Raw genomic sequence first — 20,364 nt, 5'->3', positions numbered from 1 at the left:
TTAGCGGACCCTTCAAGCCATGAATAAAAACCTGCGTTTCAGCCATAAAATCCTGCTTGCCGCGTCCCTGATCGTAATAGCCGCCTTCTCGCTATTTACGCTGTACAACGATTACCTGCAACGCAATGCCATTCGCAATGATCTGGATAACTATCTGCACGAGATGGGCAACATCACAGCCAATAACATTCAAACCTGGATGGGAGGGCGGATTCTGCTCACGGAAAATCTTGCAGAATCCATAGCCATTGCTTCAGACCCAGCGCAAGTGGCCAGCCTGCTGGAACAAAAAGCCCTGGGCAGCACCTTTATGGCAGTCTACTTTGGCGACAGCCAGGGCGACTTTACCATTCGCCCCAACAGCAAGATGCCCGAGGGCTTCGACGCCCGCACGCGGCCCTGGTACAAGGACGCGCTCAACAGCAGCAGCGCAAGCCTGACCGAACCTTATATAGATGCTGTAACCGGGCAGATGATTATCTCCATCGGTACCGCGGTGAAAAAGGCCGGGCAAACCCTGGGCGTGGTCGGCTCGGACCTGACCCTGAAAACCATCGCTGACAGTATCAACACCCTGGATTTCGATGGCATGGGCTTTGCCTTCCTGGTGAGTGCCGACGGCAAAATCCTGGTTCACCCGGACAAGGATCTGGTGTCAAAGAACCTGAAGGATATTTACCCGCAAAACACACCATCGATCAGTCCGGTTATCAGCGAAACCGAAGCCAATGGCCAAACACGGATCGTGACCTTTAGCCCGGTCAAAGGGCTGGGTTCGGTCAACTGGTATGTCGGGCTGTCTATAGATAAAGAACAAGCCTTCGCAATGCTCAGCACATTTCGCACATCAGCGATCATTGCCACCAGCATTGCCCTGGTCTCGATCATCGCCCTGCTCGGCCTGTTGATTCGCTTGTTGTTGCAACCTTTGCATGTGATGACCCGCGCGATGCAAGACATCGCTGAAGGTGAAGGTGACTTGACCCGGCGCCTGGTGGTTGAATCCAACGACGAGTTCGGCACCCTGGGCAGCGCTTTCAACCGCTTTGTCGAGCGCATTCATACCTCCATGAGCGAAGTATCATCGGCTACCGAACAGGTAAACGAAGTCGCCCTGCGGGTGGTCAGTGCTTCCAACTCATCGATGCTCAACTCTGACGAACAGGCAAGCCGCACTAACAGTGTTGCAGCAGCGATCAACGAGCTGGGCGCAGCTGCCCAGGAAATCGCCCGCAACGCTGCCCTGGCCTCGCATCAAGCCAGCGACGCCCGCGGCCTGGCAGAAGAAGGTCAGCAAGTGGTCGAGCGCAGCATCGGTTCGATGCAGCAACTGTCGCAAATGCTGGGCACCTCCAGTAGCCACATCGAATCACTGAATGACAAGACAGTGAACATCGGCCAGATCCTTGAAGTGATTACCAGCATTTCCCGGCAAACCAACCTGTTGGCGCTCAATGCCGCGATTGAAGCCGCCCGTGCCGGTGAAGCCGGACGCGGCTTTGCCGTGGTCGCTGACGAGGTGCGCAACCTGGCGCACCGCACCCAGGAGTCGGCGCAGCAAGTACAAACCATGATCGAGGAGCTGCAAGTCAGCGCGCGCGCATCGGTGAGCACCATGGAGGAAAGTCAGCGCCACAGTCAGGACAGTGTGGAAATCGCCAACCGTGCAGGCGAACGTCTGGTCAGCGTCACCGAGCGCATTGGCGAAATTGACGGCATGAACCAGTCGGTCGCTACCGCCACGGAAGAGCAAACCTCGGTGGTTGAGTCGATCAATATGGACATCACCGAGATCAACACCCTGAACCAGGAGGGCGTCGAGAACCTGCAATCCACCCTGCGAGCCTGTACGGACCTTGAACAACAGGCCGCACGCCTCAAGCAACTGGTGGGCAGTTTCCGCATCTGATCGCCCTGCACTCAACGCGTAACCCCGCACTTGGCGGTTACGCGTTTTTTACCCGGCTCAATTCCTGCGAACATCTATCATCCATTAAGGTCAACCCCATGGACGATAGACATTTAAAGGGCTCAAGGCCGTGCATATTGCTGACATCACCATGTTCTATGCGCCCGCCAGTGGCGGCGTGCGCACTTATCTGGACGCCAAGCACCGACGCCTGAGCCGTTTGCCGGGCACCCGTCACAGCCTGCTGGTGCCGGGCAGCAACCGGACAGTGCACGACGGCATATACCAGGTCCCCTCCCCGGCCCTGCCATTTGGCAACGGTTTTCGGTTCCCGATCCGCCTGGCGCCCTGGTGCAATATTTTGCAAGACCTGCAACCGGACCTGATCGAAGTCGGCGACCCCTACCTCACCGCCTGGGCCGCACTCGATGCCCGGCGGCAGCTGGACGTACCGGTCATTGGCTTTTATCACTCGGATCTGCCGCTGCTGGTGCGCAACCGCATGGGCAACTGGCTGACACCCAATGTAGAAGCCTATGTCAGCCGGCTGTACCGGCATTTCGACCGGGTCCTGGCCCCGAGCCAGGTCATGGCCAACAAACTTATCGGCCTGGGGGTCGACAATGTGTTCGTGCAACCCCTGGGCGTCGACTTGCAGACATTCAATCCTCAGCACCGCGACCCCGATCTGCGTGCAGAGCTGCAGATAAGTCCTGACGCCCATTTGCTGATTTTTGCCGGGCGCGGCGCCAAGGAAAAAAATCTCCCGGTTCTGCTCGACTGCATGCGCGACTTGGGCCAGAACTGGCACCTGCTGCTGGTGGGCTCACAGATGCCATCCCTGGTGCCGGATAACGTGACAGTCATTGACGACTTCTGCCCCCCCGCTCAACTGGCCCGCCTCATGGCCAGTGCCGATGCTCTGGTACATGCCGGAGACCAGGAAACCTTTGGCCTGGTCATTCTCGAGGCCATGGCCAGCGGCATTCCGGTGGTGGCCGTTGACGCCGGGGCCTTCAGGGAAATCGTGCACGATGAGGTGGGTCTGCTGTGCCAACCGAACAACCCTGAGGCGATGGCCAACGCCGTCCGTGAGCTGTTCGCCAACAATCCGGCGCAACTTGGCCGGCAGGCCCGCCAACGGGCCGAACTGCATTACTCCTGGGATCGCGTGGTGCAGGACCTGCTGGTTCATTATCACGCATTGACCGGCACCCATCAGGCTGTACCTGTCCATGTCTGATCCGGTGGTGGCGCTGGTGCTGCACGATGTCGCCCCGCAAACCTGGGCCGATTATCAACCGTTTGTCGAAGCTGTCGATGCCATGGGCGCAATCCCGATCACCTGGCTGGTGGTTCCGGACTTTCACCATGGCGGCTCTTTGGCCGGTGCCGACCAATTGCGCAACACGCTCGACAGCCGCGTGGCCAGGGGCGACGAACTGGTACTGCATGGTTACTTCCATGCCGATGACATGCCTGCACCGCGCACCCCGCGCGATTGGTTCATGCGCCGGGTGTATACCTGGGAGGGGGAGTTCTACAAATTGTCCGAAACCCAGGCACTGAACCGGCTGGAGCGTGGGCTTGAAGTATTTGAGCGCTATCAATGGCCAGTCCGCGGCTTTGTTGCCCCGGCGTGGCTGATGAGCGAAGGCACACGCCTGGCCTTGCGCCAACTGCCCTTGAGTTATACCAGCGATCAACAGCACCTTTATCGTCTGCCCGATTTTTCAGCCATTGATGCGCCGGGGCTGGTCTGGAGTGCTGGCAGTGCATGGCGTCGAGGGGTGTCAAAAGTGGTGTGCGATCTGCGTGAACGCCAGTGGCAAAATGCACCCTTGATACGACTGGGCCTGCATCCTGTGGATATGCGCCATGGATTCTCCCGCGATTACTGGCTTGAAACCCTCAAGCGTCTGATCGACAGCGGCCGCAGGCCCGTCACCAAAAGCGCATGGCTCGACTCTTTAAGTGCGCCCACAGGCTCGTCGCCAGCATGAGTTCATCTCAGTCAGCAGCCGGTGAGAGCGTATCCGAGGGTTGATCGTCGGGAAGTTGCGGGTGTAACGCCAGCCACAAGGCCCGGGCATCTGAAAACTCTGTGCCGTCCTGCGGGCTTAACGCTTGCGGGTCGTAACGGCTTAGACAGCCCTCACCCAGGGTTGCCGGTGCCGTGGAAGTGGCTTTATCGAACGGATCGGTCATGACACAAATCCTTTGAAGGTTTTATGTTGCACTAACCCTGGGTGTAGTCGCTGCAGAGCAACGAAGGCGGCGATACAGGAGCCGGTCAGCCGACCCCTGTAATCGATTGCGGCATCAGAACACTACGGTTTTATTGCCGTGCACCAGTACACGGTCTTCGAGGTGATAGCGCAGGCCACGGGCCAGCACCATCTTCTCGACATCACGACCGAAACGCACCATGTCTTCAATACTGTCGCTATGGCTGACGCGTACGACGTCCTGCTCGATGATGGGACCGGCGTCCAGTTCTTCGGTCACATAGTGGCAGGTTGCACCAATCAACTTTACACCGCGCATCGAAGCCTGGTGATAAGGCTTGGCCCCGACAAATGACGGCAGGAAGCTGTGGTGAATGTTGATGACCTGGCCGGCATATTCGCGACACAGATCCGGCGGCAGAATTTGCATGTAGCGCGCCAGAACCACGACCTCGGCAGCATGATGCTTAACCAGACGCGAGACTTCGGCGAAGGCCGGCTCTTTGTCTTTCGGGTCAACCGGCACATGGTAAAAAGGAATGCCGTGCCACTCGACCATGCTGCGCAAGTCATTGTGGTTGGAAATCACGCACGAGATATCACAGTCCAGTTCATCGCTGTGCCAGCGGTGCAACAAATCTGCCAGACAGTGGGATTCGCGGCTGGCCATCAAGACCACGCGTTTTTTTTGTGCGGTATCGGTAATGCGCCACTCCATCGAAAACTCTTCGGCGATCGGGGCAAACGCCTCGCGAAAAGCGTCAAGTCCAAATGGCAGGGAGTCGGCACGAATTTCGTGACGCATAAAGAACCAGCCGCTTTGATCATCCGAGTGGTGGCTCGCTTCAGTGATCCAGCCATTGTGTGAGGCCAGGAAATTACTGACCTTGGCAACAATACCAACGCCGTCGGGGCAGGCGATCACCAACCGAAAAGTGCGCATCAGGGAAAAACTCCAAAACTTTACTAAGGCCGCCATTCTAGCGAGTGCGCAGCAAAACTACAGTCTTCCTTGAGGCTTATTGCGTGCGCCCCAGGGTCGCATCACCCACCTGCTACGCCTTCGGGAGCGGGGCCTTCAGGGTTTTTATTGGTGAACCAGGACATTTATTAATCTTTCTTAACATTCACCTGACAACGGCTTATTTAATAGCGCTGATATAGGAATGGGAAAATGTTAATAATTAAATTTTAAAATTAATCGAGCCTTGCATATTTACTTGCAGTAACTGTCTGACTATTATTGCATCACTGTCTCCCTGTAAACCCTTTCCAACATAAGGTTATCCTCATGTCCCTGATCAACGAATACCGTGCAACTGAAGAAGCGATCAAAGAACTGCAAGCTCGCCTGAAAAACCTGTCGGAAGACGACAAACTTCAAACCGAGCTGGAATTCGAAGGCAAACTGCGCACGCTGATGGGCGAATACCAAAAATCGCTGCGCGATATTATCGCCCTTCTGGATCCAGAAGCCAAAGTAAGCAAAGCACCACGCGGTGTTGTTAAAACCACCGGCACCAAACGTGCCCGCAAGGTTAAACAATACAAAAACCCGCATAACGGTGAAGTGATTGAAACCAAAGGTGGCAACCACAAGACCCTGAAAGAGTGGAAAGCCAAGTGGGGCGGCGACGTAGTTGAAGGCTGGGCAACTCTGCTGGACTAAGTGCCCCCTTCGCGCTGCGTTATGCACCGCTAATAAAAAACGCCAGCTTGCTGGCGTTTTTTATTGCCTGCCTTTTAGTGTCAATCCTGCGCCTGCGAGTCCATCCCCAGACGGCGGCCAAGACCTTGCGCATAGCGCTGCCATTCACTCAACAGCTTCAGTTGGGCGGGCTTGGCACTGCGTGACAGCTCCAGCGCTGCGCGGGTGAAGTCATCCAGGGTCAGGGGCGCGCCCATGGCCGGGTCGGTCAAGCGCTGCCGACAGAACAATTGCCAACGCTCAAGTTCTTCCGCGCTCAAGGTATGGGGGAAGTTTCGCGCACGGTAGCGAAACAATAATTCAGGTAAACGCTCGTCATCAAAAGGCCAAGTAGTACCTGCTAATTGCTCCGGATCACTGAGCCTGACTTGCTCACACAATCGACGATCACGCTCACCGAGAAAACCGTCATACAACTGTTGCTCGGGATCGGCAGCGGGGACGAAATCTTCGCTGGCATAAATAGCCGATAACTTGTCCTGCCAAACTTGCTGAGCCTCAATAAGCGTCGCCGCACGCGCTTGATAAAGCGCCATGTCCAGTTGCAAACGCTGTTGATCCTGGGCCCGCACTACATTCAAGGGGGCCACCACCGGACAACGGTTAACATGTATCAGCTTCAGCGCAACCGGCTGCTGGCCTTCAGCCAAGTCTTCGCGCCGGGTATAGAGCATCTGGCGCAGGGACTCTGCATCCATGTCCAGTAATGGCTGAGGATCAAAATGCAGATCGTACACAATCAGTGCATTACGGTTTTTCGGATGCCAGGCCAGCGGCAATACCACCCCCGCATAATGCCTGGCCGCAGAGAAGCGCCCCGAAATATGCAGCATGGGTTGCAATAACCGAACTTGATCAAGCACCCGCTGTTTCGTGCGCAGCTTGAATAACCACTCATACAACTTGGGTTGCTTGTCACGAATCAGCCGCGCCAACGCGATGGTGGCCCTCACATCGGACAAGGCATCATGGGCCTGGCCATGATCAATCCCGTTGGCAGCCGTCAAACGCTCGAGCTTGAGGGTCACTCGGCCCTCGTCTTCAGGCCAGACAATTCCTTCCGGACGCAGGGCATAAGCGGTTCGCACTACATCAATCAAATCCCAGCGACTGTTGCCGCCCTGCCACTCGCGGGCATAAGGATCGAAGAAATTCCGGTACAGGCTGTAGCGCGTGACTTCGTCATCGAAACGCAAGGAGTTGTAGCCTGCGCCACAGGTGCCGGGCAATGCCAGTTGCGCGTGGGTGCGGGTCATGAACTCGGCCTCCCCCAGGCCCTTGTCTTCCAGGCGCCCGGGGGTAATACCGGTGATCAGGCAAGCCATGGGGTGAGGAAGAATATCGTCACTGGGCTGGCAATACAGATTGAGCGGCTGATCAATCTCATTGAGGTCGACATCGGTGCGGATACCGGCAACCTGCACAGCCCGATCGCAGCGCGGGTTGATGCCGGTGGTTTCATAGTCGTACCAAAAAATAGAGGTCACGGGGTGTTCCTGAGCTGTAGACCCCGTCAGTCTAGGCGCTCAAACCGGTGCAAGGCCAGACCTAAGCCGAGGCCTGTAACGGCAGGAAACTGAAATACTCGCGCAAGCTGTCGATCAGCACGAGGTATTGCGCAGGAGGCTGATACAGCATAAACCCGGAGTCGTAGCACTGTGGGCTGACGTCTTCAATGCACCACAGGCATCGTGCCGTCAGATCCACCAGCTGCAGCTCCCCGTCAGGCCCGGGCACTTGCAGCCTGAGTTCAAAATCAGCCCCCACCAGCAGCGGCAACTGGCTGATCAGCATCAGCCCACCCTCGGACACATTGCCCAGATACCCGATGGGTTTGCCTGTAAACCGATTGAGCACGCCCAGGAAGCCTGTCAGTTGATGACGCTGGATACGGCGATCTATAACCATGGCGAATATCACTTTGAAAGGCCATTAAGCATGACCGCGCTACTGCCTGAAATGTTCCGCAGCTCGCTCTCAGGCCAACCAGCAGACATCGATACCTTTATTAATCCATAAAAAGCCCGGAATACTCTAACAGCAGCACAGCGATATCATATAGCCACTAGCCAGTTGATACTTCATCAAATGGTAGCAGGCAGTGCCGGAGTCACTCCTGCACCGGGGCCCGGAATGAATTTAAGAATTCTCAACGTCTCGATCCTCGCCTTGGCGCGATAGGCATACTCGCTCTTCGGGAACTCATTGATGATGTATTGATAGGTCTGGGCAGCGTCCAGATAGAACTTGGTTCGTTCCAGGCATAGTCCGCGCAACATTGCAGTCTGCGGCCAGATATACGGGCGACTGCGGCTCTCGCGATCCACCTCGGACAACTCCAGCATCACCGCTTCGCAATTACCCCGGTCATAGGCACGGTAGGCACTGTTCAGGTGATGATTCATCGACCAGCGGGTACAACCGACGACACTGCCGGCCATCAATAGAATGAGCAAAAAACGCATGGGGATCTCCTGTTCTTAACACTGTATCGACCCCGCGGGAAAATTCTTCAAGCTGCGGCACCACAACTTAAGTCGAAAGTAGTGCAGAGGAACAATGACTACAGCCAAAGACCATAGTAGCCTTTGGCTGCGCTTGAACTCAGGAGTCTTTGCATGTCCGTTCGTCGAACTAAAATCGTTGCCACACTTGGCCCTGCCAGCAATTCACCGGAGATGCTGGAACAGCTGATCCTCGCTGGCCTGGACGTCGCCCGTCTGAACTTTTCCCACGGAACCCCGGATGAGCATAAGGCTCGTGCCAAGCTGGTGCGTGAAATCGCTGCCAAACATGGCCGTTTCGTTGCCCTCTTGGGTGACCTGCAAGGCCCGAAAATTCGTATCGCCAAATTCGCCAACAAGAAGATCGAGCTGAAGGTCGGTGATCAATTCACCTTCTCCACCAGCCATCCGTTGACCGAAGGCACCCAGCAAGTAGTCGGCATCGACTACCCGGATCTGGTCAAGGACTGCGGCGTCGGCGACGAGCTGCTGCTCGATGACGGCCGTGTCGTAATGCGTGTAGACACCGCCACCGATGACGCCCTGCACTGCACCGTGCTGATCGGCGGCCCACTGTCTGACCACAAGGGCATCAACCGTCGCGGCGGTGGTCTGACCGCGCCGGCCCTGACTGAAAAAGACAAGGCTGACATCAAGCTGGCTGCCGAAATGCAAGTCGACTACCTGGCCGTGTCGTTCCCGCGGGACGCCGCCGACATGGAATACGCCCGTCAACTGCGTGACGAAGCCGGCGGTACTGCCTGGCTGGTCGCGAAGATTGAACGCGCTGAAGCCGTAGCGGATGACGAAACCCTCGACGGGCTGATCAAGGCCAGTGACGCAGTAATGGTTGCCCGTGGCGACCTGGGCGTGGAAATCGGCGATGCCGAGCTGGTGGGCATTCAGAAGAAAATCATTCTGCATGCACGCCGCCACAATAAAGCGGTGATCGTTGCGACCCAGATGATGGAGTCGATGATCCAGAACCCGATGCCGACTCGCGCCGAAGTGTCCGACGTTGCCAACGCCGTTCTCGACTACACCGACGCCGTGATGCTCTCGGCTGAAAGTGCTGCCGGCGCTTACCCGCTGGAAGCGGTACAGGCCATGGCGCGGATCTGTGTCGGCGCTGAAAAGCATCCGACCAGCAAAACCTCCAGCCACCGTATCGGCAAGGTTTTCGAAAGCTGCGACCAGAGCATTGCGCTGGCGGCCATGTACACCGCCAACCATTTCCCTGGCGTCAAAGCGATCATCGCGCTGACCGAAAGTGGTTACACGCCGTTGATCATGTCGCGCATCCGTTCTTCGGTGCCGATCTACGCGTTCTCCCCGCACCGTGAAACCCAGGCCCGTGCTGCCATGTTCCGTGGCGTTTACACCGTGCCGTTCGACCCGGCATCGCTGCCGCCAGAACAAGTCAGCCAGGCTGCCATCGACGAACTGCTCAAGCGTGGCGTCGTAGAAAATGGCGACTGGGTCATCCTGACCAAGGGCGACAGCTACCACACCATCGGTGGCACCAACGGCATGAAGATTCTGCATGTCGGCGACAAAATGGTTTAAGTCCCACAGGACTTGAACTAAAAAGCCCCGCAACGATGAGCAAAGCTGTTCACAGAACTAAACCCTGCCGTTGTAGGAGCGAGCTTGTCTCGCGATGATTGTTAACGAAAACGCCGTGTTTACAGATTAAACACGGCATTTCGAGACCATCGCGAGGCAAGCTCGCTCCTACAGTTGAGATAGCAGTCGTTTAGGCGAACAGCATTGCGCAGCGATGCGGGGTTTTTTATGCGTCGGATTCAGCAATCAGGGTTAAAAGGCATCGCCCGGTACCCGCACCCAACCTTCCATCAAAACCCGCGCGCTGCGGCTCATGATGGCTTTGGTAACTGTCCATTCGCCATCAACCTGCTGCGCCTGCGCGCCCACCCGCAAGGTGCCCGAGGGATGACCAAAACGCACGGCGCTGCGCAACTCGCCGCCCGCGGCAAGGTTGACCAGGGTGCCCGGAATCGCTGCCGCAGTGCCAATCGCCACCGCCGCCGTCCCCATCATCGCGTGGTGCAACTTGCCCATCGACAATGCCCGCACCAGCAAGTCCACACTCTGTGCAGGTACCGGCTTGCCGCTGGATGACAGGTAATCGGTCGGCCCGGCAACAAAGGCCACCTTGGGCGTGTGCTGACGCTTGGCCGCATCTTCGAGCCTTTCAATCAGGCCCATGCGCAACGCACCATGGGCACGAATGGTTTCGAACATGGCCAGGGCTTTCGGATCGCCGTTGATGTCGTTTTGCAGCTCGGCACCGGTGTAACCGATGGCTTGGGCATTGACGAAAATGGTCGGGATACCGGCGTTGATCATGGTGACTTTCAAGGTGCCGAGCCCTGGCACTTCAAGGTCGTCAACCAGGTTGCCGGTAGGGAACATCGAACCCCCTGCACCCTCCTCGTCAGCCGCCGGATTAATGAACTCCAGCTGCACCTCGGCGGCAGGAAAGGTCACCCCGTCGAGCTCAAAATCACCGGTTTCCTGGACTGCGCCATCGGTGATCGGTACATGGGCAATAATGGTTTTGCCAATATTGGCTTGCCAGATACGCACCACGGCCGTGCCGTTTTGCGGGATACGGGCCGCATCCACCAGGCCGCTGCTGATGGCAAACGAACCGACGGCCGCCGACAGGTTGCCGCAGTTGCCGCTCCAGTCCACGAACGGCTTGTCGATCGACACCTGGCCAAACAGATAGTCGACATCATGATCGGCTTGCAGGCTTTGGCTGACGATCACGGTTTTGCTGGTACTGGAGGTCGCCGCGCCCATGCCGTCAATTTGCTTTTCGTACGGGTCCGGGCTGCCGATTACCCGCAACAACAGGGCATCACGGGCCGCGCCCGGAACCTGGGCCACGGCGGGCAAGTCAAGCAGACTGAAAAATACCCCTTTACTGGTACCGCCGCGCATATAAGTCGCAGGGATTTTGATTTGCGCTGCATAGGCCATAAAACTGATTCCTGTTAGGGCCGGGGCGCCAGGCCCCGGCACTGCTATTAAGCCGTGGCCGATTCCAGGAAGTCCTGGGCAAAGCGCTGCAACACGCCGCCCGCTTCGTAGATCGAGACTTCTTCAGCGGTGTCCAGACGGCACATCACCGGCACCTCGACGCGCTCGCCGTTGTTGCGGGTAATCACCAGGGTCAGCGTGGCACGCGGGGTGCGCTCGCCGATCACGTCGTAAGTCTCGCTGCCGTCAATCTGCAGGGTTTTACGGTTGGTGCCCGGCATGAACTCCAGCGGCAACACGCCCATGCCGACCAGGTTGGTACGGTGAATCCGCTCAAAGCCCTCTGCCGCAATGGCTTCGACCCCGGCCAGACGCACGCCCTTGGCCGCCCAGTCACGGGACGAGCCCTGACCGTAGTCGGCGCCGGCAATGATGATCAACGGCTGCTTGCGATCCATGTAGGTTTCAATCGCTTCCCACATGCGCATCACCTGGCCTTCAGGCTCAAGACGGGTCAATGAGCCCTGCTTGACCTTGCCGTCCTCGATCACCATTTCGTTGAACAGTTTGGGGTTGGCAAAGGTGGCACGTTGCGCGGTCAGGTGGTCGCCACGGTGGGTTGCATAGGAGTTGAAGTCGACTTCCGGCAGGCCCATTTTCGCCAGATACTCACCTGCGGCACTGTCGAGCATGATCGCGTTGGACGGCGACAGGTGATCGGTGGTGATGTTGTCCGGCAGCACTGCCAGCGGGCGCATGCCCTTGAGCGGACGTGCACCGGCCAGTGCCCCTTCCCAATACGGCGGACGACGAATGTAAGTGCTTTGCGGGCGCCAGTCGTAGAGCGGCTCGACTTTCGGGCCGGTGTCTTCGTGAATGGCGAACATCGGAATATAAACCTGGCGGAACTGCTCCGGCTTGACCGAGCGCTTGACCACGGCGTCGATTTCTTCGTCGCTTGGCCAGATATCTTTCAGACGCACTTCGTTGCCGCTGGAATCCAGACCCAACACATCTTTTTCGATATCGAAACGGATGGTCCCGGCAATTGCATAGGCCACTACCAAAGGCGGCGAAGCCAGAAATGCCTGCTTGGCGTACGGGTGAATCCGCCCGTCAAAGTTGCGGTTACCCGAGAGCACGGCCGTCGCGTAGAGATCGCGATCGATGATTTCCTGTTGCACTTGCGGATCCAGCGCACCGGACATGCCATTGCAGGTGGTACAGGCAAAAGCGACCACACCAAAGCCCAGTTGCTCAAGCTCATCGGTCAGACCGGCTTCGTCCAGATACAGCGCGACGGTTTTCGAACCCGGTGCCAACGACGACTTGACCCAAGGCTTGCGGGTCAGCCCCAGTTTGTTGGCGTTGCGGGCGATCAGGCCTGCCGCAATCACATTACGCGGGTTGCTCGTGTTGGTGCAGCTGGTGATGGCCGCAATAATTACCGCGCCGTCAGGCATTTGCCCCGGCACGTCTTCCCACTGACCGGCAATGCCCTTGGCCGCGAGGTCGCTGGTGGCGACTCGGGCGTGGGGGTTGCTCGGGCCGGCCATGTTGCGCACGACACTGGACAGGTCAAAGCTCAAGCCACGCTCATACTCAGCATGCTTGAGACTGTCGCCCCACAGCCCGGTGAGCCTGGCGTAGTTTTCGACCAACTGCACTTGCTGGTCTTCACGACCGGTCAGCTTGAGGTAGTCGATGGTTTGTTGGTCGATGTAGAACATCGCAGCCGTGGCGCCGTATTCCGGGGCCATGTTGGAGATGGTGGCGCGGTCCCCCAGGGTCAGCGCCGCAGCACCTTCGCCGAAGAACTCCAGCCAGGCACCGACGACTTTTTGCTTGCGCAGATACTCGGTCAGCGCCAGCACCATATCGGTAGCGGTAATGCCCGGCTGCAGCTTGCCGGTCAGCTCGACGCCGACGATTTCCGGCAGGCGCATCCAGGAGGCACGACCGAGCATCACGCTCTCGGCTTCAAGACCGCCGACGCCAATGGCAATGACGCCCAGCGAATCAACGTGGGGGGTGTGGCTGTCGGTGCCGACGCAGGTATCGGGGAATGCCACACCGTCACGCACCTGAATCACCGGAGACATTTTCTCCAGGTTGATCTGGTGCATGATGCCGTTGCCTGGCGGGATCACATCGACGTTTTTGAAGGCTTTTTTGGTCCACTCGATAAAGTGGAACCGGTCTTCGTTACGGCGATCCTCGATGGCGCGGTTCTTTTCAAACGCCTCGGGATCGGTGCCGTCACGCTCAACCGCCAACGAATGATCGACAATCAGCTGGGTCGGGACCACCGGGTTCACTTGCGCCGGGTCGCCCCCTTGCAGGGCAATGGCGTCGCGCAAACCGGCGAGGTCGACCAGCGCGGTCTGCCCGAGAATGTCGTGGCACACCACTCGCGCCGGGAACCACGGAAAGTCGAGATCGCGTTTGCGTTCAATCAACTGGCTCAATGAGGCGTTCAGGGTCGCAGGATCACAGCGACGCACCAGGTTTTCGGCCAGTACCCGGGAGGTGTATGGCAGGGTGTCATAAGCACCGGGTTTGATCGCATCGACTGCCGCGCGGGTGTCGAAATAATCCAGCCGGGTGCCCGGTAGTGTTTTGCGAAATTCAGTATTCATGGCGTGGGACTCGATCACGGTTAGGTCTGAGGCGGCTCACCCCTCCTGCAGGAGCGGGCTTGCTCGCGAGCTTTTCAAAGAGCTCACGGGCAAGCTCGCTCCTGCAGGGTGGACAGGTTCAAGCCGCCTGCTGGTCAGCGGCGCTCGATTGGCACGAACTTGCGCTGTTCGACGCCGATGTACTCGGCACTCGGGCGGATGATGCGGTTGTTGGCGCGCTGTTCGAACACGTGCGCAGCCCAGCCGGTCAGGCGTGAGCAGACAAAGATCGGGGTGAACAGCTTGGTTGGAATGCCCATGAAGTGATACGCCGAGGCATGGTAGAAGTCGGCGTTGGGGAACAGCTTCTTTTGCTCCCACATGGTTTGGTCGATGGCTTCGGAAACCGGGAACAACGTGGTGTCACCCACTTCGTCAGCGAGTTTTTTCGACCAGCCCTTGATCACTTCGTTACGCGGATCGCTGTCTTTATAGATCGCGTGGCCAAAGCCCATGATCTTGTCTTTGCGCGCCAGCATCTCGAGGGTGCCCTTGACCGCCTCTTCTGCCGAGCCGAAACGCTCGATCATTTCCATTGCCGCTTCGTTGGCGCCACCGTGCAGTGGCCCGCGCAACGTGCCGATGGCGGCCGTGACGCACGAGTACAGGTCGGACAGGGTCGAAGCACAGACCCGGGCGGTGAATGTCGAGGCGTTGAATTCGTGCTCGGCATACAGAATCAGCGACACGTTCATCACTTTGACGTGCAGTTCGCTCGGCTTCTTGTCGTGCAGCAGGTGCAGGAAGTGCCCGCCAATGGACTCTTCATCGGTCACGCAATTGATGCGCAGACCGTCATGGCTGAAGCGATACCAGTAGCACATGATTGCCGGGAAAGCGGCCAGCAGGCGATCGGTTACATCGCGCTCACGGGCAAAATCCAGCTCGGGCTCAAGGTTGCCCAGGAACGAGCAGCCGGTACGCATCACATCCATCGGATGGGCGTCGGCGGGGATGCGCTCCAGCACTTCCTTAAGGGCCTGCGGCAAATCACGCAGGGTTTTGAGTTTGGCCATATAGGCCGCCAGCTCGGTTTTGTTCGGCAGTTCACCGTACAGCAGCAGATAGGCTACTTCTTCAAAGCGGGCTTCGGCGGCCAGTTCACGGACGTCATAACCACGATAAGTGAGACCTGCGCCTTCCTGGCCAACGGTCGACAAGGCTGTTTGCCCGGCCACCTGGCCGCGTAATCCGGCGCCACTCAATACTTTTGCTTCGGCCATTGCGCTCTCCAATCTTGAATTTGTTAGGGATTCGGCAACTACAGGGTTCTATACCTATCCCTGCAGGAGCAAGCTCGCTCCTGCAGGATCATGGAATTGTGTTACTTCTTGGCGGCAAACACGGCGTCGAGCTTTTGCTCGAAGCTGTGGTAGTTGATGGCGTCGTACAGTTCCATGCGGGTTTGCATGGTGTCGATCACGTTCTGCTGGGTGCCGTCACGGCGGATGGCGCCGTAGACGTTTTCAGCAGCCTTGTTCATCGCCCGGAAAGCCGAGAGCGGGTACAGCACCAGCGATACATCGGCACCGGCCAGTTGCTCGGTGGTGTACAGCGGTGTCGAGCCAAACTCGGTGATGTTGGCCAGAATCGGCGCCTTCACCCGATTGGCGAACAGTTTGTACATCTCGAGTTCGGTAATGGCTTCCGGGAAGACCATGTCGGCACCGGCTTCAACACAGGCTGCTGCACGTTCCAGCGCCGACTCCAGGCCCTCGACCGCCAGCGCATCGGTGCGCGCCATGATCACGAAGCTGTCATCGGTACGGGCGTCAACTGCTGCTTTGATGCGGTCGACCATCTCTTGCAGCGAGACGATTTCCTTGTTCGGGCGATGACCGCAACGCTTGGCACCGACCTGGTCTTCGATATGAATCGCCGCCGCGCCAAACTTGATCATCGACTTGACGGTGCGCGACACGTTGAAGAACGAGGAGCCAAAGCCGGTATCCACGTCCACCAGCAGCGGCAGGTCGCAGACGTCGGTAATGCGACGGACGTCGGTCAGCACATCGTCCAGGCCGGTAATGCCCAGGTCCGGCACCCCCAAAGATCCCGCTGCAACACCGCCACCCGACAGATAAATTGCCTTGAAGCCGGCACGCTTGGCCAGCAGTGCATGGTTGGCGTTGATCGCACCCACAACCTGCAGCGGATGTTCACTGGCGACTGCGTCACGGAAACGCTGGCCTGGACTGTTTTTATTGCTCATGACTCACCTCGTGGAGTGGCTGTCTGCTGGGCGCTGTCTTGGTAGTGACGCGCAATATTGCGTTTCGACGCGCCGATATGGCGGCGCATCAATAACTCGGCCAGTTCGCCGTCGCGATCGGCAATGGCATCAAGAATCCGGTGGTGCTCGGCGAATGCCTGGTGCGGGCGATTGGGGGTGGTGGAAAACTGGATGCGGTACATGCGCACCAGCTGGTACAGCTCGCCGCACAGCATCTGGGTCAGGGTGCGATTACCGCTGCCTTGAATGATCTTGTAATGAAAATCGAAGTCGCCTTCCTGCTGGTAGTAACCGACACCCGCCTGGAACGCCTCATCGCGCTCATGGGTTTCGAGCACCCGACGCAACTCGGCGATGTCTTCATCACTCATGCGCTCGGCGGCCAGGCGGCAGGCCATACCTTCGAGGGACTCGCGAATTTCGTAGAGTTCGATCAGTTCGGCGTGGTTCAGCGACACCACCCGGGCCCCGACATGGGGGATACGCACCAGCAGGCGCTGACCTTCGAGACGGTGAATGGCTTCACGCAATGGCCCACGGCTGATGCCGTAGGTGCGGGCCAGTTCGGGCTCGGAGATCTTGCTGCCGGGGGCGATTTCACCTTTGACAATAGCCGCCTGAATACGCCGAAACACGTTCTCCGACAGGGTTTCAGAATCGTCCTGGGCGATAGCGGCGGGTTCTAGTGCTTGCAGCATATTGTCGACACCTTTCAAATCAATGACGCCAAAACTAGCGATTCAACGCCAAATAGTCAAAGTATAAATAGGTATTGTCGACAATATCCCGATACGACCTTAGTTTAATCGACAGCCAGTTCCCCCCCATAAAAGCGCCGCAACGCTGGCGCCATAAAACCTTCATGTTAGAATGCCGGCCGCATCCGCCCTGCCCCGTCCACGGGCAGCCGCACGAGGAAACTTGCTCTGTACTGCCAGTGCCTTGAACTGAAGATTGCAAGAGACGTGCCCCGATTTATGAAATTTTTCCCCCTCTACACCCTTCTTTGTCTGCTGTGCGTACCGGGCTTGAGCCTTGGTGCCGAGAAAACCGTGTACGGCCTCAATGAATATGCCGAACTGGCCGGCATCGATCTGCAAGTGGCCGCCAAACTCGATACCGGAGCCAAAACCGCATCCCTCAGCGCACGCGACATAAAGCGTTTCAAACGCGATGGAGAGAGCTGGGTCCGCTTTTATCTGGCCATCGATGACGCCCACTCGCACCCCATCGAACGCCCGCTGGCCCGGGTCAGCAAGATCAAACGCCGCTCGGGTGACTATGATCCCCAGTCCGACAAGAACTACACCTCGCGCCCGGTCATTGCCCTGGAAATCTGCATGGGCAAAGCTTTACGCACAATCGAAGTGAACTTGACTGATAGAAGTGCGTTCCAATACCCGCTGCTGATCGGCTCCGAAGCACTCAAGCGCTTTGATGCGCTGGTCGACCCAAGTCTTAAATACGCTGCTGGCAAACCTGCCTGCGTCGCTAACGCTCAAACCGCAGAGTAATTGAAATGCGCGCGCTTACCCTTCACCTGAAAATCCTGATCACCGTCCTCGTGGTGCTGGGCATTTCGATTACTGCCTATCAGATTTTTGCTCTCGGCATTCCTGTGACCGAAGACGCGACCGACGACCTGTGGAACATCGATGCCAAAGTCGAGTTCGTCGCCAGCTCTAAAGACCCGGTCAAGATCCAGATGTTCGTACCGCCGCTCAACCGCGACTACGTCAGCCTGAACGAAAGCTTTATCTCCAATAACTACGGTGTCAGCGTCAACCGGGTGGATGGCAACCGCAAGGTGACCTGGTCCGCACGCCGGGTCAGCGGCAAGCAGACCCTTTATTACCGCCTGGTGCTGACCAAGCGCTATTCGGGTGACAAGACCAAGCTCAAAGGCCCGGTCTTCCGTGACAGCATTGCCGTTGAAGGCCCGGAAAAAATCGCCGCCGAAGCACTGCTGGCGCCCATTCGCCAGCACTCTGCCGACGTCGAAACCTTTATCAGCGAAACCATCAAACGGGTGAACAACCCTAACGATGACAACGTGAAACTGCTGCTGGCGGGTGACCCCTCCACCCCGCACAAAGCCCAGGTCATCGAGCTGCTGTTGTCGATTGCCCACGTGCCGATGGAAAAAGTCCACACCATCCGCCTGGTGGCCGATCAACCACAGAACCCTGAACTGTGGCTGCGCAGCTTCAACGGTAACGACTGGCTGTATTTCAACCCGGAAACCGGTGAGCAGGGCCTGCCCTCCGATCGCCTGCTGTGGTGGATCGGCGACGAGCCAATGGTCACCGTCGATGGCGGCAAGAAGCCCAACGTGACCTTCAGCCTGAACAACAGCGAAATGAACGCCATTCGCCTGGCCAAGCTGACGGACGAGAACACCGACGCCAACTTCCTTGAGTACTCGCTGTACGGCTTGCCACTGCAAACCCAGCAAACCTTCATGATCATGGTGATGATCCCGATTGGCGTGCTGGTGATTCTGGTACTGCGCAACCTGATCGGCCTGCAAACCCTGGGTACCTTCACCCCGGTACTGATAGCCCTGGCGTTCCGCGAAACCCAGCTGGAGTTCGGCATCATCCTGTTTACGGTGATAACGGCACTCGGATTAATGTTGCGCTCCTATCTGGAGCACCTGAAGCTGCAAATGCTGCCGCGACTGTCCGTGGTACTGACCTTCGTGGTGATACTGATCGCTGCCATCAGTCTGTTCAGTCACAAACTGGGTCTGGAACGCGGACTGTCGGTGGCACTGTTCCCGATGGTGATTCTGACCATGACCATCGAGCGCCTGTCGATTACCTGGGAAGAACGTGGCGGCGGCCATGCGATGAAAGTCGCAGTCGGAACCCTGTTTGCCGCTACGCTGGCGTACCTGATCATGAGCATTCCGGAGCTGGTGTACTTCATCTTCACCTTCCCGGCAGTGCTGCTGATTCTGGTGGGCTTCATGCTGGCCATGGGTCGCTATCGCGGCTACCGCCTGACCGAACTGGTGCGTTTCAAGGCCTTCCTGAAGGCTGACTCCTGATGTTTGGCTTCTGGAAAACCTGGAAGGCCCTGGAAGCCCGAGGCATCATGGGCATCAATCGGCGCAACGCGGACTATGTACTCAAGTACAACAAGCGCAGCCTGTATCCGATTGTGGATGACAAGATCATCACCAAGGAACGCGCCATTGCAGCCGGCATTCACGTACCGGAAATGTATGGCGTGATTTCCACCGAAAAAGAAATCGAAAAACTCGACGAGATCATCGGTGGCCGTAACGACTTTGTGATCAAGCCCGCCCAGGGTGCGGGCGGCGACGGCATTCTGGTGATAGCTGACCGTTTCGAAGACCGTTTTCGCACGGTCTCGGGCAAGATCATCAGCCACGAAGAAATCGAGCATCAGGTTTCGAGCATTCTGACCGGCCTTTACTCGCTGGGCGGCCACCGCGACCGGGCACTGATCGAGTACCGGGTGATCCCGGACCAGATATTCAAAAGCATCAGCTACGAAGGCGTGCCGGATATTCGCATCATTGTCTTGATGGGCTACCCGGTGATGGCCATGTTGCGCCTGCCAACCCGACAATCGGGGGGCAAGGCCAACCTGCACCAGGGCGCGATCGGGGTCGGGGTCGATCTGGCGACCGGCCTGACCCTGCGGGGCACCTGGCTAAACAACATCATCAGCAAACACCCCGACACCACCAATGCGGTGGACGGCGTGCAACTGCCCAACTGGGACGGCTTCATGAAGCTGGCTGCCGGCTGCTATGAGTTGTGCGGGCTGGGCTATATCGGGGTCGACATGGTGCTCGACCAGGAAAAAGGCCCGCTGATTCTGGAGCTCAATGCCCGCCCGGGCCTGAATATCCAGATTGCCAACGACTGTGGCCTGACGCTGCGTACCCACGCAGTAGAAGCACACCTCGAAGAGCTGGCCGCCAAAGGCATCAAGGAAACCCCGGAAGAGCGCATGCGCTTTGCCCAGGAATTGTTCGGGCATATTCACTCCGCCGAATAAAGCCGGCCCCCACAAGACGCTGACAAGCCCGGCGGGGGCCGGCTTGCCGGCGATGGCCTC

The 20,364-nt window shown here is 57.9% G+C and carries 18 protein-coding genes and 1 pseudogene; 9 read left to right on the top strand and 10 right to left on the bottom strand.

Translation table 11 applies throughout. The annotated features are described in order from the left end of the window. Window positions 1-19: 19 nt before the first annotated feature. The 4 genes and pseudogenes from WG29040_RS24715 to WG29040_RS11715 form a co-directional block, all read left to right on the top strand. Window positions 20-1,051, top strand: a pseudogene (locus tag WG29040_RS24715) (cache domain-containing protein); the annotation flags it as partial. Window positions 1,052-1,069: 18 nt separating this feature from the next. After that, window positions 1,070-1,909, top strand: a complete 840-nt coding sequence (locus WG29040_RS24710; RefSeq protein WP_369826387.1) for a methyl-accepting chemotaxis protein — start codon at window positions 1,070-1,072, stop codon at window positions 1,907-1,909. A 130-nt stretch (window positions 1,910-2,039) separates the two neighbouring features. Then, window positions 2,040-3,152 carry a glycosyltransferase family 1 protein gene (locus WG29040_RS11720; protein WP_010655776.1) on the top strand — a complete coding sequence of 371 codons (1,113 nt, stop codon included), beginning with the start codon at window positions 2,040-2,042 and terminating at the stop codon, window positions 3,150-3,152. Then, entirely contained in the window at window positions 3,145-3,912 is a 768-nt protein-coding gene (locus WG29040_RS11715; protein WP_127196179.1) for a DUF2334 domain-containing protein, read from the top strand. Before WG29040_RS11720 ends, WG29040_RS11715 begins: the two co-directional genes overlap by 8 nt. Before the next feature lie 7 nt (window positions 3,913-3,919). Here the strand turns inward: WG29040_RS11715 and WG29040_RS11710 are convergent, their stop codons facing one another. Together WG29040_RS11710 and purU are read right to left on the bottom strand one after the other, a co-directional pair. After that, the gene (locus WG29040_RS11710; protein ID WP_127196178.1) at window positions 3,920-4,117 is read right to left on the bottom strand and encodes a hypothetical protein; all 198 of its coding nucleotides are present in this window, start codon (window positions 4,115-4,117) and stop codon (window positions 3,920-3,922) included. A 114-nt stretch (window positions 4,118-4,231) separates the two neighbouring features. Continuing rightward, window positions 4,232-5,080: a formyltetrahydrofolate deformylase gene (gene purU, locus WG29040_RS11705; RefSeq protein WP_003442621.1), complete on the bottom strand. Its 849-nt coding sequence runs from the start codon at window positions 5,078-5,080 to the stop codon at window positions 4,232-4,234. A gap of 348 nt (window positions 5,081-5,428) precedes the next feature. Between purU and mvaT the strand changes: the two genes are divergently transcribed. Further along, on the top strand, window positions 5,429-5,806 hold the full coding sequence (mvaT, locus tag WG29040_RS11700; protein ID WP_003442624.1) for a histone-like nucleoid-structuring protein MvaT: 378 nt from the start codon (window positions 5,429-5,431) through the stop codon (window positions 5,804-5,806). Between the two features lie 80 nt (window positions 5,807-5,886). On the opposite strand, the gene sbcB is transcribed toward mvaT, so the two are convergent. The 3 genes from sbcB to WG29040_RS11685 all read right to left on the bottom strand — a co-directional run bounded on the left by sbcB (window position 5,887) and on the right by WG29040_RS11685 (window position 8,310). Beyond that, on the bottom strand, window positions 5,887-7,332 hold the full coding sequence (sbcB, locus tag WG29040_RS11695; RefSeq protein ID WP_127196177.1) for an exodeoxyribonuclease I: 1,446 nt from the start codon (window positions 7,330-7,332) through the stop codon (window positions 5,887-5,889). Window positions 7,333-7,393: 61 nt separating this feature from the next. After that, window positions 7,394-7,753 (bottom strand): PilZ domain-containing protein, encoded by a 360-nt coding sequence (locus tag WG29040_RS11690; RefSeq protein WP_003442630.1) that lies wholly within the window; start codon window positions 7,751-7,753, stop codon window positions 7,394-7,396. Window positions 7,754-7,929: 176 nt separating this feature from the next. After that, window positions 7,930-8,310 (bottom strand): tol-pal system YbgF family protein, encoded by a 381-nt coding sequence (locus tag WG29040_RS11685; RefSeq protein ID WP_127196176.1) that lies wholly within the window; start codon window positions 8,308-8,310, stop codon window positions 7,930-7,932. A gap of 153 nt (window positions 8,311-8,463) precedes the next feature. Here WG29040_RS11685 and pyk point away from each other — a divergent pair, with 153 nt between their 5' ends. Beyond that, entirely contained in the window at window positions 8,464-9,915 is a 1,452-nt protein-coding gene (gene pyk, locus WG29040_RS11680; protein ID WP_003442637.1) for a pyruvate kinase, read from the top strand. Between the two features lie 252 nt (window positions 9,916-10,167). Here the strand turns inward: pyk and prpF are convergent, their stop codons facing one another. The 5 genes from prpF to WG29040_RS11655 form a co-directional block, all read right to left on the bottom strand. Beyond that, the gene (prpF, locus tag WG29040_RS11675) at window positions 10,168-11,358 is read right to left on the bottom strand and encodes a 2-methylaconitate cis-trans isomerase PrpF (protein WP_003442640.1); all 1,191 of its coding nucleotides are present in this window, start codon (window positions 11,356-11,358) and stop codon (window positions 10,168-10,170) included. A gap of 47 nt (window positions 11,359-11,405) precedes the next feature. Continuing rightward, the gene (gene acnD / locus WG29040_RS11670) at window positions 11,406-13,997 is read right to left on the bottom strand and encodes a Fe/S-dependent 2-methylisocitrate dehydratase AcnD (protein ID WP_127196175.1); all 2,592 of its coding nucleotides are present in this window, start codon (window positions 13,995-13,997) and stop codon (window positions 11,406-11,408) included. Window positions 13,998-14,131: 134 nt separating this feature from the next. Then, window positions 14,132-15,259 (bottom strand): 2-methylcitrate synthase, encoded by a 1,128-nt coding sequence (prpC, locus tag WG29040_RS11665; protein ID WP_003442646.1) that lies wholly within the window; start codon window positions 15,257-15,259, stop codon window positions 14,132-14,134. A 101-nt stretch (window positions 15,260-15,360) separates the two neighbouring features. Next, a complete protein-coding gene (gene prpB / locus WG29040_RS11660; RefSeq protein ID WP_003442649.1) occupies window positions 15,361-16,248 on the bottom strand; it encodes a methylisocitrate lyase in 888 nt (295 codons plus the stop codon). Further along, a complete protein-coding gene (locus tag WG29040_RS11655; RefSeq protein ID WP_003442652.1) occupies window positions 16,245-16,967 on the bottom strand; it encodes a GntR family transcriptional regulator in 723 nt (240 codons plus the stop codon). The genes prpB and WG29040_RS11655 overlap by 4 nt, the downstream gene beginning before the upstream one ends. Before the next feature lie 279 nt (window positions 16,968-17,246). Here WG29040_RS11655 and WG29040_RS11650 point away from each other — a divergent pair, with 279 nt between their 5' ends. Genes WG29040_RS11650 through WG29040_RS11640 form a run of 3 tightly spaced genes read left to right on the top strand, consistent with a single transcriptional unit; the run spans window position 17,247 to window position 20,304 of the window. Beyond that, a complete protein-coding gene (locus WG29040_RS11650; RefSeq protein WP_003442655.1) occupies window positions 17,247-17,783 on the top strand; it encodes an ATP-dependent zinc protease in 537 nt (178 codons plus the stop codon). A gap of 5 nt (window positions 17,784-17,788) precedes the next feature. Continuing rightward, window positions 17,789-19,321 (top strand): inactive transglutaminase family protein, encoded by a 1,533-nt coding sequence (locus WG29040_RS11645; protein ID WP_003442656.1) that lies wholly within the window; start codon window positions 17,789-17,791, stop codon window positions 19,319-19,321. Next, complete coding sequence (locus WG29040_RS11640) at window positions 19,321-20,304, top strand: alpha-L-glutamate ligase-like protein (protein WP_003442658.1); 984 nt, start codon at window positions 19,321-19,323, stop codon at window positions 20,302-20,304. Before WG29040_RS11645 ends, WG29040_RS11640 begins: the two co-directional genes overlap by 1 nt. Window positions 20,305-20,364 lie beyond the last annotated feature (60 nt).

Origin of the sequence: Pseudomonas sp. PAMC 29040 (genome assembly GCF_003994535.1) — a bacterium.
GTDB lineage: Bacteria > Pseudomonadota > Gammaproteobacteria > Pseudomonadales > Pseudomonadaceae > Aquipseudomonas > Aquipseudomonas paraversuta.
This window is presented reverse-complemented; position numbering and strand designations above follow the sequence as displayed.